This window comes from Nonomuraea sp. NPDC049709, assembly GCF_040674815.1.
Lineage (GTDB): Bacteria > Actinomycetota > Actinomycetes > Streptosporangiales > Streptosporangiaceae > Nonomuraea.
On record NZ_JBFANM010000114.1, the window covers coordinates 1 to 14,490 of the forward strand.

At 72.5% G+C, this 14,490-nt stretch carries 7 protein-coding genes; 1 reads left to right on the plus strand and 6 read right to left on the minus strand.

All coding sequences use genetic code 11. The features are described from left to right. Positions 1–80: 80 nt before the first annotated feature. The 6 genes from AB0J69_RS56110 to AB0J69_RS56135 all read right to left on the minus strand — a co-directional run bounded on the left by AB0J69_RS56110 (position 81) and on the right by AB0J69_RS56135 (position 11,261). The gene (locus AB0J69_RS56110; RefSeq protein ID WP_364136473.1) at positions 81–3,476 is read right to left on the minus strand and encodes a phosphodiester glycosidase family protein; all 3,396 of its coding nucleotides are present in this window, start codon (positions 3,474–3,476) and stop codon (positions 81–83) included. A gap of 49 nt (positions 3,477–3,525) precedes the next feature. Next, complete coding sequence (locus AB0J69_RS56115; protein ID WP_364136475.1) at positions 3,526–5,691, minus strand: hypothetical protein; 2,166 nt, start codon at positions 5,689–5,691, stop codon at positions 3,526–3,528. A 63-nt stretch (positions 5,692–5,754) separates the two neighbouring features. Further along, positions 5,755–8,013 carry a hypothetical protein gene (locus AB0J69_RS56120; protein WP_364136477.1) on the minus strand — a complete coding sequence of 753 codons (2,259 nt, stop codon included), beginning with the start codon at positions 8,011–8,013 and terminating at the stop codon, positions 5,755–5,757. Positions 8,014–8,118: 105 nt separating this feature from the next. Further along, entirely contained in the window at positions 8,119–8,973 is an 855-nt protein-coding gene (locus AB0J69_RS56125) for a carbohydrate ABC transporter permease (protein WP_364136479.1), read from the minus strand. Then, on the minus strand, positions 8,967–9,971 hold the full coding sequence (locus AB0J69_RS56130) for a sugar ABC transporter permease (RefSeq protein WP_364136481.1): 1,005 nt from the start codon (positions 9,969–9,971) through the stop codon (positions 8,967–8,969). The genes AB0J69_RS56125 and AB0J69_RS56130 overlap by 7 nt, the downstream gene beginning before the upstream one ends. Positions 9,972–9,974: 3 nt before the next feature. Next, complete coding sequence (locus AB0J69_RS56135) at positions 9,975–11,261, minus strand: extracellular solute-binding protein (RefSeq protein ID WP_364136483.1); 1,287 nt, start codon at positions 11,259–11,261, stop codon at positions 9,975–9,977. A gap of 308 nt (positions 11,262–11,569) precedes the next feature. Between AB0J69_RS56135 and pulA the strand changes: the two genes are divergently transcribed. Further along, a complete protein-coding gene (gene pulA / locus AB0J69_RS56140) occupies positions 11,570–14,356 on the plus strand; it encodes a pullulanase-type alpha-1,6-glucosidase (RefSeq protein ID WP_364136511.1) in 2,787 nt (928 codons plus the stop codon). Positions 14,357–14,490: the final 134 nt, after the last annotated feature.

The window sequence follows — 14,490 nt, forward strand, 5'->3', positions numbered from 1 at the left end:
GGGGGTCACCACCCCGAAACCCACCCGGTCGGGCCCCGGGGGCCCGTACCGCGCCCCGCGGGGCCCTGGGGGACCTGCGGTCAGGCGGCGGCCCTGGCGCTCACCGCCACGCCCGCCTGCCGCGTCACGCCGTTGACCGTGACGGCCACCGTCACCTGTCCGGCGCGCAGCGCCGTCAGCGTGCCGGTCGCGGGGTCGAGGACGGCCACGTGCCACGGCTTGGCCGTCTTGCGCGGGCCGACGTGCAGGTTCGGCGAGCCGGACCACTTAACCGACACGGGGTACGCGGCCGGGACCGTCCTGGCGCCCTGCTTGACCGCGGCCGTGACCGTGGCCGGCGCGCCGACCGCGACCGAGGCCGGGACGGTGAGGGTGAGGTCGTCCACGTGCGGGCTGACCTGCGTGCCGATCCAGTCGGGCGCGTCGGCGAACCAGTTCCGCCTGACGTGCTCGGCCTCGGCCCGGGTCACCGGGTCGACGCCCCACAGCGACCACCCGGTGAACCCGCCATCGCCGGGGGCGGTGGCGGGGTTCTTGCCGGAGTTGCCGTTGATGAAGTACGGCACCGCGTCCACGTGCGAGGCGTGGAACGTCCCCACGTGCGCCCCGATGAACGCGGCCCCCTTGCCGGTGGTGCGCTGGAAGTCGGCCAGCCAGCCCTCCACGAGCGCGGCCTCCTTGCGGTCGCCGAGCTGGCTGCCCTTGCCGGGCGTCGGGTCGCGCGGCGGCACGTGGAACAGCACGGTGACCGACCCGATCGAGGCGTCCTCGGCCGCCTTGTCCAGCTCGGCGCGGAGCATGGCCACCTGGTCGTAGCCGCCGCCCCTGAGGTTCAGGCGGGAGGTGTCCAGGGTGATGAAGCGGGTGCCCTTGTGGTCGAATTTCCCGTACGTGTCGCCGAAGGCGCCCTTGAAGTTGTCGATCTTGCCGCCCATGACCTCATGGTTGCCCGGAATGTAGTGATATTTCACCGTTCCGCCGAGCTCCTCGTCGAGGATCTTCTTCGCCAGCGCGAAGTCCTCGGGCGACGCCTCGTCCACCAGGTCACCGTTGATCACCAGGAAGTCCGGCTTGGCGGCCTTGATCTCCTGGAGCGTGCGGCGCGCGTTCCTGACGATGTCGCTGTCCGGGTCCCTGGCCACGAACTGCGCGTCCGACATGACCGCGAACCGCCACGGCATCTTCGACACCTCGCTCCTGACCACCGGGTCGGCCACCCTGGGCACGGCCGGGGCCTCGACCGACGGCGGCACCTTGGCGACCAGGCCGTCGATGAGGATCTCGTTGGTGTACTTCACGTCCGCCTTGGTCTCAGCCACGTAGAAGCGCCGCAGCTTGAGCGGGTAGTTGACGCCGGGCGGCACGGTGAACTCGACGTACCGCCAGCCGGTCCAGGTCATGTACGGCCCGCGCAGGATCTGTGACTGCCCGAGCGCGTCGTAGAACTCCAGGCTCGGCCACTCCCCCTTGCCGGTGGAGTTGATCCAGAGCCCGAACGCCTGCGGCTGCCCCTCGACCACGATCTGCTGCGGCGGGCTGGCGTAGGCGGCCCGGGTGGCGGTGGAGGTGGTGAAGTCGTACGAAAGCTTGAGCCCGCCCCCGCTCTGCCCGGGCGCGGCCGACAGCGAGCCGGTGGCGCGGGCGGCGGCGAACGTCCACGTGGCCGCGTCCTCGAAGTCGGCGACCGGCTTGGCCTCGAACCCGACCGTCACCGGCACGGCGGTGCCGAGCTTGCCGACCTTGGCGGTGATCAGGCCGGAGCCGGTGGCCTGCTTGGCCTTGACCGTGAAGTAGCCCTGCTCGGCCGCGGTGACCTCGAAGAGGTTCCGGTCGTAGTCCAGCGTGAGGTCGCCGGGCTCGATGGGCGCGGAGTTGCCGTTGCGGTCGTAGCCGACCACGCCGAACGTGGCCACGCCGCCCTCGCCGGCCATCCCGAGCCGGTCGGCGGTGGTGCCGAGCCGCTCCAGGGGCTGCAGCACGGTCAGGTCGATGCTGCCCTTGGCGTTGCCGCGCGAGGCGGTGACCGTGGTCGGGCCGGGGATCAGGGCGTGGAACCGCCCGTCGCGCACGACGCCGTGCACGGCCGGGTTCGCCCGCCACGACGGGGTCCCGGCGGCGGGGCCGTACGTCTCGTCGTAACCGGCGGCGGTCAGCCGCCTGGTGAGACCGGGGAAGACGCGTTCGGGACGGCCGCCGGCCACGGGCCCGACGCCCGGCGCCTTGGCGGGGTCGCTCGCGGTCTCCAGCCAGAAGCCCTTGAGCTTGCCGCTGCCCTCGGGCGCGTAGAGCGCCAGGCCGTTGGGGACGTGCCGCTCGCCGCCGTCGGAGGGGCTGTTCTCCACCTGCACGTCGGCGGAGCCGGGCTCGCGGGCCAGCATGGTCGAGGAGCCGCCGCCGTCGAGGTTGAGCGCGTTCGCGGCACCGAGGTCGGCCATCATGGCGGCCAGCTCGTTCAGCGTGACCCCGCGGCTGTCGACCTGGCGGCCGTCCACGGTCAGCAGGTACATCTTCCGGCCGTCGGCGGAGAACCCGACGGCGGTACGCGGGTGCGCGGCCGGGTCGGTCGAGTTCTGCACGACGCCGTCCTTGACCAGCACCCAGTTGCCGCCCACGGCGGCCTTGACCGAGTTGCCGTCGGAGGGCTTGGGCTGGTACTTCACGTCGACCTTGTCGCCGGGCTTCAGCGCGGACAGCGCGGCGGCCCCGGCGTCGCGGCCCAGCAGGATCGTGGTGCCCGCGGGGATCGGGCCGGTGCCGGCGGACGTGCGTACCTCGGAGACCACCCCGTCGACCAGGACGACCTCGGCGACGGACGTGGCGCCCTCGACGGCGCGGGCCCGGGTGTAGGAGCCCCACAGCGGCGTGAACAGCCCCACGCCGCCGCTGCGCACGATCTGGTTGAACTGGGTCAGCGCGATCGGCGAACCCCCCGCCGGGGTGGCGGTGCCCTCGAAGTACATCTGGAGCACGCGCCCGACGCCGTCCCCGGTGACCGCGACCGCGTTCTCGTGACCGGTGACCGGCGACTGGATCAGCTTGCCGTCCTGGACGCCGATGCCCTGGGCGGCGCCGGAGTTGTTGATGTCGAAGAAGTCGCCGTTGACGGCCGCGACCGCGCGCGAGCGCCTGGCCGGCCCGGACAGCGGCTCGGTCTTGGACACCTCGCCGGAGAACACGTAGTCGGCCTTGGCCCCGCCGAGGTCGGCGGTGACCGCGTCCGCGCGCAACCAGCCGAGCGCGTCATAGGTGTCGAACGAGGTCAGCGAGATGCCCGGCGCGACCGGGCGGGTCCTCTTGGCCGTCTCCAGCCGCGGCTGGGCCGCGGTGGCCCGCGCGAGCAGCGTGGACGGCGCAGGATAAGAGGACGCCTCCAGGGCGTCCTCTGCGGGGGGAGCGGGGTCGGCCTGCGCGGGCGCGCTGAGGGCCATGGGGCCTAACACGAGCGCGGCGGCGGCCAGCAATCGGAGGGTCTGCACGACCGAACTCAATCGCTCGTGGATATAACTTTCAAGACTTAAGAGTGAACTAAAAGAAAATTTCAGATCTTGGTCGTTCGGCCTCTCCCGCGGGCGATTCCGACGAGCGCACCCCGGCGTGCAGCACCAGCGGCACGGCCAGTGCCACCGCCATGGACAGCACGGCGGTGCCCGAGTCGTTGACGAGCATCCCCACCACGCCGCTGACCAGCGCTCCGACGAGCCCGGCCCGCAGCATCGGCGCCTGCGCGAACGCCCTGGGCACCACCCCCGCGCTCACCTGCCCCGGCCGCAGCACGGCGAAGATCAGGAAGGCCAGCCCGGCCAGCACGATGGGCATGAGGTTGGGCGAGAGCAGGGTGTTCAGCATGGCGCCCAGCTTGCGCGCGATCATGGGCAGGAACGTCCCGTCGAGCACCTGACCGACGAACCGGCCCAAGTGCGTCTGCGCGGCCGGCGGGCGCAGGTGGTCGAGCACGGCGATGACCGACACCAGCACCCCGCCCAGCACGCAGAAGGCGGCCAGCTTCAGCACCGACACCTTCCGGCCCGCGACCAGCAGCGCGGTGACGGCGATGCCCGGCACGAACGCGATCACGCCGCCGAAGTCGCTGCCCACGCCGGGCCAGCCCGCCAGCAGCGTCGCGGCCACACCCAGCCCGGCCACCCCGGCCACCGCCGGCCGCCGGTGCCCGGCGCGGACGAGGAGCTCGGCGGCGATGGCGGTGACCATGAGCACGGCGGTGGCCAGCAGCGCGAACGGGATGTTGGCCAGCCCGTAGTAGCGCCCGCCCACCACCGCCGTGTAGCCCATGAGGCTGTTGAACTGCAGCGTCGTCCCGGTCAGCAGGTCACCGGCGAGCACCGCGGCGGTGATCGCGGCCACGGCGGCGGGCGGCCCGAGCGGGTCGCGCCGCCACGGGCCCAGCAGCGCGACGGCGGCGATGAGCGCGGTGCCCGCCAGCACCCCGCCGATCAGCGTCACCACCACGTACGGGCTGCGGTCCCACGGCAGCAGGTTCACCGCGTACGTCGAGACCGGCACGCAGGCCAGCACGATCGCGGCGGTGCCGACCAGGCCGAGCCGCCTGCGGCGCGACATCAGGAAGTACGCCACCGCGTAGAAACCGACCTGGAGGACGGCGAAGGCGGTGAAGAAGACGCCCGTCGTGCCGCGCACGCTGACCCCGGCCGTGTCGGCCCTGACCAGGTCGGCGGGGGTGATGGGGTCGCCCAGCCGCCACGGCAGCCCGACCACGGTCGCGGGCGGCGCGAGGCCGGCGGCGGTGAGGATCGTGGGCGTGATGTCGGGCAGCACCACGAGGTCGTCGCGGCGGGTGGAGTTCGTCCCGATGGACGGCCCCTCACCCGGGGACGATCCGCCCGATCCGCCCGTTCCGCCGGCCGCCCCCTCGCCGCCGGGCGATCCGGCGCCGCCGGCCCGGTCGGTGATGCCGGGGCGCTTCCACATGGCCACCCGCAGGTGCGGCACGGAGCCGTGGTCGCCGATCCCGGCCAGCACGATCTCGGTGCCGGCGGGCAGCCGGTCGAGCACCGCCGCCACCTCGGAGTCGGCCTGGCGGGCCAGGTCGCGGCGCCGCTCGGGCGAGATCGCCTCCGGGTCCTGCGGCAGCCTGCCGTCCTCCAGGTACGGCTCGACGAGCGCGGCCACGTCCACGGCCAGCACCCGGCAGCGCGCCCAGTCGCCCAGCCCGGCCGGCTCGGAGGCGTACAGGTCGACCTGGCCCGCCTTGTCGGCCAGCGCCAGCGCCGCGCCCCGCCCGACGGCGGCCGTGCACTCACCGGCGGCGTGCACGGCGGTGCCGAGCGTGCCCGCGTAGGTCCCGTCGCGCGTGCCGAGCAGCTCGCGCACCTCGGGGACGATCGCGCCCTGTCCCTGCGCGATCGGCTCGGGCGGCAGCCCGCAGCGCCGGCCCACGGCCGAGCGCACGCCCGCCGACACCGTAAGCCACCCGTCGTACGGGCAGGTCACGGTGCCGACGGTCTTGACGGAGACGGACCCGAGCCCGCTCTGCCCGGCCAGCTCCCACAGGCGCGGCGTGTCCCGCGGATCGATGTCGTCCCACAGCAGCCCCGGCACCCCGATGAACGCCACCCGCCCCCCGGCCTCACCCGAAGCGGTGTCGTCCGCCCGGGCGGCGACCGGCAACGACCACCACAGCGCCGAAGCGACCAGCAGCAGCACCCATCTCACCGTCAGCCCCCATCCGGACATGGCGATCGACCGGGACGCGGGAAACCCTACCCGCCCGGCCGCTCAGGCGGCGGGTTTGACGGTGATCAACCGGTTCAGGGCCTCGTCGTAGGGCGGGTCGAGCCAGTAGTCCGAGTGCCATCGCGCCTCGGGCAGCGGCTCCCCGGGGTCGGGCCGCGCCGGGTCCCAGCAGAACCGGTCCACCTCGTCCTGCCGCTCCCCGGTGAGGGGGTCGGCCGGCCGGAAGACGGGCCCGCCGATGGGATCGCTCAGCCGGTAGAGGTTGCACCAGGACACGGCGTCCCGTACGGCCACGGGTCCGGCGCCGCCGAACCAGGCGGGGAAGTACGGCGCGTACAGGCGGCCCAGCGGCGAGCCGTGCGTGAGCAGCCTGACGCGCGCCCGCAGCTCGGGATCGAGCTGCAGCACCAGGGCGGCGGCGATGACGCTGCCCTGGCTGTGCCCCGACAGCACGACCTCGTCCCGCTCGGTCCTGGCGAGCCGGCCGACCCGGGCCATCAGCTCGGGCACGACCCGCTCGGTGTAGCAGGGCGGCGACAGCGGGTGGATGGCCCGGGGCCAGAACGTGGAGACGTCCCACAGGATGCCGATCGTCCTGCGCAGCCGGGAGTCGCTGTACGTGCGGCGGCCGAGCAGCACCAGCCCTGCGATGATCGCCACCATGGCCCAGCTCCCGACGGAGGCGAGCAGCCCCGCGATCCCCCCGTCGGGCGTGAACAGCCGCAGCCGGTGGATCACGGTCACCACCACGGACCCGGCCACCCCGATCCCGGTGAGCACGCCCAGCACGAGCCCGGCGCGGTCGGTGAGGGAGGCCAGCGCCCACTTGGCGGCGACCACCTCGGCGTCGTCGCGCTGGCCGTAGTACGCCTTCAGCCCGGGGACCAGCCGCGCCGCCTCGGCCCTGCGGATCAGGTAGAGCACGCCCGCCACGGCGAGGAGGCCCAGCGCCAGCAGCGGCACCAGGGCCGCCGTCCACCAGACGGCGTCGTCGAGGAACAACCGCCGGCCCGGCGGCCCCGGGTCGGCGGAGGTCCCCGGGACGCCGAAGAACGTGGCGGTCCAGAACAGCACGCCGAGGGCCAGGACGTTCGCGCTGCCCGCGGCCGCCATCAGCACGAACCAGGCGGCCAGCCCGCCCATCGCCCGCCGCTCGCAGCGCCCGCCACCGGCGCCCGGCCGGTCCATGCGGGCCAGCACGCAGGTGGCGACCAGGATGAACAGGCCGAGCCCGACCGTGAGCCCGAGCTGGAACGCTCCAATCCCGACGCCGGGCAGCTGCCACGCGGACCCCGCGGCCACGGCGGCGGGCGGCAACCCGGCCAGGGCCGCCACGATCGTGGCCACGAACACCAGCGGCGCCGCCACCCGCAGCGCCCGGCAGGCGAACGTGAGCCACCCCGGCTCCCGCTGCCCCGAGTGCGGGTCCAGCCGCCGGGCGATCCACGGCAGCGCCGCCAGCACGGCCGCGGCCAGCTGCACCCCGGCGTTGGCCACGGTCAGCACGAGCCCCCGGGCCGTGCCCGCGAACGGCGCCGACACGGCCACCCCGATGGAGGCGATGGCGAAGGACACGTGCACGACCCGCAGCCGCCACACCGGCGCGCCGCCGTGCCACAGCCGGGGCCGGGCCAGCGGCCCGCCGTCGCGCGGCGCCCCCTCGGCCGGCCTGCCGGCCGGCACGACCGTGCGCTCGTCGCGCTGCCAGGTGCGCCGGGCGATCCACCACAGCAGGACGACGACCAGCAGCGGGACCAGCGCGGTGACCGCCAGCCGCCGGGACGGCTCGTGCCCCCACAGCGCGGCCAGCCAGTGCACCCAGACCGGGGCCGTGTCCTGCGCGCAGGCCCGGCCGGCGGCGGTGCACTGCCAGCCGACGAGGTCGACGGCGGCCCGGGTGACGGCGCCGACGAGCGTGCCGGTGAGCAGCAGGGCGAACAGCCGCTGCGCCGCCTCCGTCACGTGCCGCAGCCGGGCCCCGCCCGCCGGTCTGGGGAGCATGAAGTAGGACAGGTTCGCCAGCGAGAACGGCAGCAGGAGCAGCCAGAGCGCGATCGTCCGGCCGCCGGAGGTGAGGTTGCCCCAGGCGTACGCCTCCCGGTGGCGGACGCCCGGCACGTCCGGGTGGCCACCGGCCGGCCTGCCGCCCGCCCACCAGCGCCGGTAGAACCCGGTGGTGCCGTCGCCCGCGACGAGCCGGGGATGGGGGTGGTTCAGGATGCCGGCCGGGGGCGTGCCGGAGACTCCGTGCACGCGCAGCTCGGTCACTCCTCCGCAGGTCTCGTCGAGGAATCCGTCCATGACACCAGGATCCTGCGGCAACCCCTGTCACGTACAGTGACGAAACAATTACTCAAACGTGAGCAGCGTGAGCCCCGTCCCTGCTCACGAGCTCCTCACGGGGGGCTAGGACTTGGTGGCGCCGGCCGTGAGGCCGGTGATCAGGTGGCGCTGGACGAGCAGGAACACCGCGCCGGCCGGGATGGCGATGAGCACCGCCGAGGCGGTCATCAGCCCCCAGTCGGACCAGTGCTGGCCGATGAACTGCTGCAGCCCCACGCCGAGCGTGCGCTTGTCCTCCTGGGACATGAACACGGTGGCGTAGCCGACCTCGCCCCAGGCGGTCATGAAGCAGTAGAACGCGGTCACCGCGATCCCCGGCCGTGCCAGCGGCAGCACGACCCGCCAGAACACTCCGAACGGGGTCAGCCCGTCCACCATCCCGGCCTGGTCGATCTCGATCGGCACGGTGTCGAAATAGCTCTTCATCATCCAGGCGCAGAACGGCACCGCGATCGTCATGTACGCGATCACCAGGCCGGGGATCTGGTTGAGCAGCCCGAGCCCGGCCATCAGGTTGTACAGCGGCACGATCAGGATGGCCACCGGGAACATCTGGGTGATCAGCAGCAGCCACATGACCGAGCGGTGCCCGGGGAAGCGGAACCGGCTGACCGCGTACCCGGTGGTGGCCGCCAGGAACACGCCCAGGACCATGGTGAGCCCGGCGGTCAACACGCTGTTGAGCAGCCACTGCGGGAACTGCGTGGCGGTCAGCACCCGGGTGTAGTTGTCCAGCGAGGAGTCGTTGAACAGCTGCAGCTCGGCCGACAGCCAGCTGTCGCGCGGCTTGAGCGACGTCAGCACCAGCCAGACGACCGGGAAGAGGGAGATCGCGACCGCGAGGAGCAGGCCCGCGTGCAGGCCGGCGGAGGCCAGCGGGCCGCGCTCGCCGCGCGGCCGGGTTCTGGTGCTCACCATGGGTCTCCTTGACTGCGCAGGGTACGCCGGTAGCCGACGGCCAGCACGATCAGCATGGCCAGGATGATCACGCCCCAGGCCGCCGAGCCCGAGTAGTTGCGGATGCCGGTGAACGCCTCCCGGAAGGCGTAGGTGACCAGGATCTCCGTCTCGCTGCCCGGCCCGCCCCTGGTGACCAGGAAGATGATCGGGAACATGTTGAACGTCCAGATCGTGCCGAGCAGGAGCACGGTGCCGGACACCTGCCGCAACCCGGGCAGCGTGATCGCCCTGAACCGCTGCCACGGGCCGGCGCCGTCCACCTCGGCCGCCTCGTACAGCTCGGCCGGGATCGACTGCAGCCCGCCCAGCAGGGCGACCATCATGAACGGCACCCCGATCCACACGTTCACCGCGATCACCGCGATCTTCGCCGTGGTCGGGTCGTCCAGCCAGCCGACCCCGCCGATCCCGGCCAGCTTGAGGAAGCCGTTGATCACGCCGTAGTCGCTGTTGTAGAGGTAGCGCCAGATGAACGCGGCCACGAAGGCGGGCACCGCCCACGGCAGGATCAGCAGCACCCGGTAGACCGAGCGGAAGCGCAGGCGGCGGTTGAGCATGACGGCCAGGCCCAGGCCGATGCCGTAGTGCAGGCCGACGCAGACCGCCGTCCACACGACGGTCCAGAGCAGCTTGTCCCAGAACAGGCTGCTGGTCAGGATCTGCAGGTAGTTGTCCAGGCCGACGAACTCGTACGTGGACGGGATGACGTTCACCCCGATGGTCCGGCCGATGTTCGCCTCGGTCGCGTCGGTCAGCGACAGGTAGACGCCCCGGATCAGCGGCCAGCCGATCAGCACCAGCATCACGGCCAGCACCGGCGCGACCATGGCCCACGCGTACCAGTGGGTGGCGATCGAGCGCCGCAGGCGCCCCGGCCTGTAATCGCGATGGCTCCGGCCGCGGGCGGACTCACCCGCGGCCGGACCACCGCTCGACCGTCCGGTCGAGACCGCCACCGGTCAGCTCCAGTCCTTCATGATCCCGCGGTACTGCTCGTCGACCTTCTTGAGCATGTCCGCGGGGCCTGACTTGCCGCCGACGAGCGACTGGTAGCCCTCCAGCAGCGGCTGGAAGAGCTGGCCGCCCTCCGGGATCCACGGGCGCGGGACGGCCGTGTCCATGATCGGCTTGAACACCGCCACATCCGAGTTGCCCTCCACGTCCGGGTTGGCGTACGCGGAGGTCCGGGTGGGCAGGAGGCTGATCTCCTTGGCGATCTTCGCCTGGGCCTCGACGGTGGTCATGAAGCGGACGAACTCGTACGCGGCCGGGATGTTCTTGGAGCCGGCGTAGATGGCCAGGTTCCAGCCGCCGGTGGGCGCCGCGGCCTTGACCGACCCGGCCGGGACCGGCGCGATGCCCAGGTTCGCCTTGTCCTTGAACTCCTTGCCCTGGTAGATCTCCGACAGCGCCCACGGGCCGTTGTAGATCATCGCCGCCTTGCCCTCCTTGAGGGCGGTCATGGCGTTGGCGTAGCTCTCGGTCGTGGCCGGTTTGGGGGCCGCGCCGGAGCTGATCAGGTCGGAGACCGTCTCCATCGCCTTCACGTTGGCGGGCGAGTTGACCACGATCTTCTTGTTGGCCACGTCGAGCAGGTCGCCGCCCTCGCCGTACATGAAGGGCAGCAGGAAGTAGGAGTCGACGTTCAGCGCGAGCCCGGCCACGCCGGTCTTGGCCTTGACGTCGAGCGCGGTCTGCTTCAGCTCCGCGATCGTCTTGGGGGGCTCCTCGTGGCCGGCCTCCTTCAGCAGGCGCTTGTTGTAGATCAGCGCGAGCGTGTCGGTGACCTGCGGCACGGCATAGGTCTTGCCGTTGAACTTCGTGCTGCTCAAGGGCCCGGGCAGGAAGTCCTCGGGCTTGTCCACCGCCCGGCTGCCGTCCAGCGGCTGCAGATATCCCAGCGACGCGAACTGCGACGTCCAGGCCACCTCGGAGCGGATCACGTCGGGCGCGCCCGTGCCGGCCTGCGCGGCCGTCTGGAACTGGTTCTGCGCCTGGTCCGACGGCACGTTCACATAATTCACCTTGACCTGCGGATATTTCGCCTGGAACTCCTTGATCAACGCCTGGAAGGTCGGCCCCTCACTCTCCGGGCGCGTCGTGTCCCACCACGTCAGCTCGCCGCTCACCTTCGACGGGTCGGAGACCGACGCCGCGGGTGCGGGGGTCTCGCCTCCGCCGCCACAGGCGGACAGCGCCAGAACGAATGCCGCAACGGCGGCTGCGGCCGGTAAGTTTCGTCGCATGATCCTTCACCTCACAGCTCGGTCGAGGTCGGAGTAAGCCGGAGGTTACGCCGACGTGACGCTCACCGGTAGATGGGTTCGTAAGGTTTCTGCAAGTTGTTACATTGATCCCCGCCCGCGACCCATGCACCATCGGAGCCCGTATCAGCGCAGGTCGGTCCCCATTGTGAACCCCTGACCAGGCCACGTCTGCTGGCGCGCGCGCCAGGAAGCGGTTCCCCGGCATTTCAGAAACTTCCAGAAAGGACTGCAAACGCCTTCCGGCGGTCCCGCTCAGGAACCTGGCGGCGGCCGGGAACGCGGTCGTCCTGCATTACCACCGCCCGGACGGGAACGACGAGGGCTGGGGACCGCACGTGTGGGGCGGCGCCGCCGCGCCCGCCGACCGGGCCTCGCCCCCGCGGCCGTCGGGCACGGACGGCTTCGGGGCCGTGTTCACGGTGCCGCTCGCCGAGGGGGCGAAGAGCCTGAGTCACATCATCCACGAGGGCGACGACAAGGACCTGCCCGCCGCCACGGGCGCGGACGCCGACCTGGGCAAGGCCAGGGCCCACTGGATCGACCGGGACACCGTGGCCTGGCGCGGCGGGCCGTCGCTGCGGCACTCGCTGGCCTTCAGCGCCAAGGGCGACATCGCGTACGGCAGCGCCTGCGGCGACGGCGACCTGACCGGCGACCTGCGGCTCATCCGGCTCCTCCCGGGCACGCTGAGCGAGGAGCAGGAACGGAAGTGGCCGCACCTGGCCGCGTACCCGGCGCTGAAGGTGGACCCGCGCGACGCCGACCTCGTGCGGCAGGCGCTGCGCGGCCAGGTCGTGGCCGTGGAGCGGGACGCCGCGGGCACGCTGCTGGCCGCGACGGGAGTGCAGATCCCCGGCGTGCTGGACGATCTCTACGCCGAGGCCGCGACCGCCACCCTCGGCCCGTCGGGCCGGACGATCCCGAAGCTCGCGCTGTGGGCGCCGACCGCGCAGAAGGTCGAGCTGGCCCTGTACGGCCCCGGCCGCAGCGTGCACCGGATGCGCCGCGACGACGACAGCGGCGTGTGGTCGGTGCACGGCCTGCCGACGTGGCTGGGCCGCGAGTACACCTACCTGGTCACGGTCTACTCCCCCGCCGCCGGGAAGGTCGTGACGAACGAGGTCACCGACCCCTACAGCCTGGCCGTCACCGCGGACGGGGTGCGCAGCAGGCTCGTGAGCCTCGACGGCGCCGCGCTGAAACCGCCCGGCTGGGACCGGGCGGCCAAGCCGGCGGCCGTGCCGCAGGACCGGGCCTCGATCTACGAGTTGCACGTGCGCGACTTCTCCGCCTCCGACGCGAGCGTCCCGGCCGCGCTGCGCGGCACGTACGCGGCCTTCGGGCTCGACTCCGCCGGTATGCGCGCGCTCCGCGCGCTCGCCGAGGACGGGCTGACGCACGTGCACCTGCTGCCCGTGTTCGACCTCGCCACGATCCCGGAGCGGAAGGCCGACCGGACGGAGCCGGGCTGCGACCTGGCCGCGCTGCCGCCCGACTCCGAGCGGCAGCAGGAGTGCGTCGCGCGCACCGCCGCCAAGGACTCCTTCAACTGGGGGTACGACCCGCTGCACTACACGGTGCCGGAGGGCTCGTACGCGACCGACCCGGACGAGCGGATCAAGGAGTTCCGCGGCATGGTCGCCGGGCTCAACCGGGCCGGGCTGCGCGTGGTGATGGACGTGGTCTACAACCACACCCACTCCACCGGCGTGCTCGACCCCATCGTGCCCGGCTACTACCACCGGCTCCTGGACGACGGCGCCGTGGCCACCTCCACCTGCTGCGCCGGCACCGCGCCCGAGCACACAATGATGGGCAAGCTCGTGGTCGACTCGGTCGTCACGTGGGCGAGGCAGTACAAGATCGACGGCTTCCGGTTCGACCTCATGGGCCACCACCCGAAGGCGAACATGCTCGCCGTCCGCCGCGCCCTCGACGCGCTCACCGTGGAGCAGGACGGCGTGGACGGCAAGTCGATCATCCTGTACGGCGAGGGCTGGAACTTCGGCGAGGTGGCCGGCGGGGCCCGGTTCGAGCAGGCCACGCAGGCGAACCTGGCCGGGACCGGCATCGGCACGTTCAGCGACCGGCTGCGGGACGCGGTGCGCGGCGGCGGCCCGTTCGACGCCGACCCGCGCGTGCAGGGCTTCGGCTCGGGGCTGGCCGGGGCGCCCAACGGCTCCCCGGCCAACGGCACGGCCGAGCAGCAGCGGGAGCGGCTGGCCGGCTACGCCGACCTCATCCGGGTCGGGCTGACCGGGAACCTGGCCGGCTACGTGCTGCCCTCGGGCAAGCGGGGCTCGGAGGTCGACTACAACGGCTCGCCCGCCGGGTACGCGGCCGCGCCCGGGGAGGTGGTGACGTACGTGGACGCGCACGACAACGAGACGCTGTTCGACGCGCTGGCGTACAAGCTGCCCCAGTCGACGCCGATGGCCGACCGGGTGCGCATGCAGGCGCTGTCGCTGGCCACGGCCGTGCTGTCGCAGGGGACGGCGTTCGTGCACGCGGGCAGCGAGCGGCTGCGCTCGAAGTCGCTCGACCGCAACTCCTACAACTCGGGCGACTGGTTCAACCGGCTGCTGTGGGACTGCGCGCAGGGCAACGGCTTCGGCGCCGGCCTGCCGCCCCGCGCCGGGAACGAGGACAGGTGGCCCTACGCCCGGCCGCTGCTCGCCGACCCCGCGCTGCGGCCCGGCTGCGCGGACATCAACGCCGGCCGGGCCAGGTACGGCGAGCTGCTGCGGATCAGGGCGTCGTCGCCGGCGTTCGCGCTGGGGTCGCTGGAGGAGGTGCGGCGGCGGCTGACGTTCCCCGACTCGGCGGAGGGCGTGATCGCCATGCACGTGGACACGTCGGGGCTCGACCCGCGCTGGAAGTCGGTCACGGTCGTGTTCAACGCGACTCCGGCGGAGCACACGCAGGCGATGCCGTCGCTGGCGGGGCAGGAGGTGGCGCTGCATCCCGTACAGGCCGCTTCGGACGACCCGGTCGTACGGGAGTCGGCCTTCGACCCCGCCACCGGCACGCTCACCGTCCCGGCCCGCACGGTCGCGGTATTCGTGCGGACATGAGTGTCTGAGTGTGACGTGCCGGGGTAGAGGGAACGTTCATCACATCACCGGCACCACATCACTGGAATTGAACGGCACTACGGCGCAGACTGGACAGACGGCGATCGCGCGGAGCAGTGGAGCACCCGTGGACA

Bases quoted from the DNA above. Each gene is read 5' to 3' on its own strand.
- AB0J69_RS56120 (WP_364136477.1), bottom strand. From the start codon at position 8,013: ATGGACGGATTCCTCGACGAGACCTGCGGAGGAGTGACCGAGCTGCGC.
- AB0J69_RS56125 (WP_364136479.1), bottom strand. From the start codon at position 8,973: ATGGTGAGCACCAGAACCCGGCCGCGCGGCGAGCGCGGCCCGCTGGCC.
- AB0J69_RS56135 (WP_364136483.1), bottom strand. From the start codon at position 11,261: ATGCGACGAAACTTACCGGCCGCAGCCGCCGTTGCGGCATTCGTTCTG.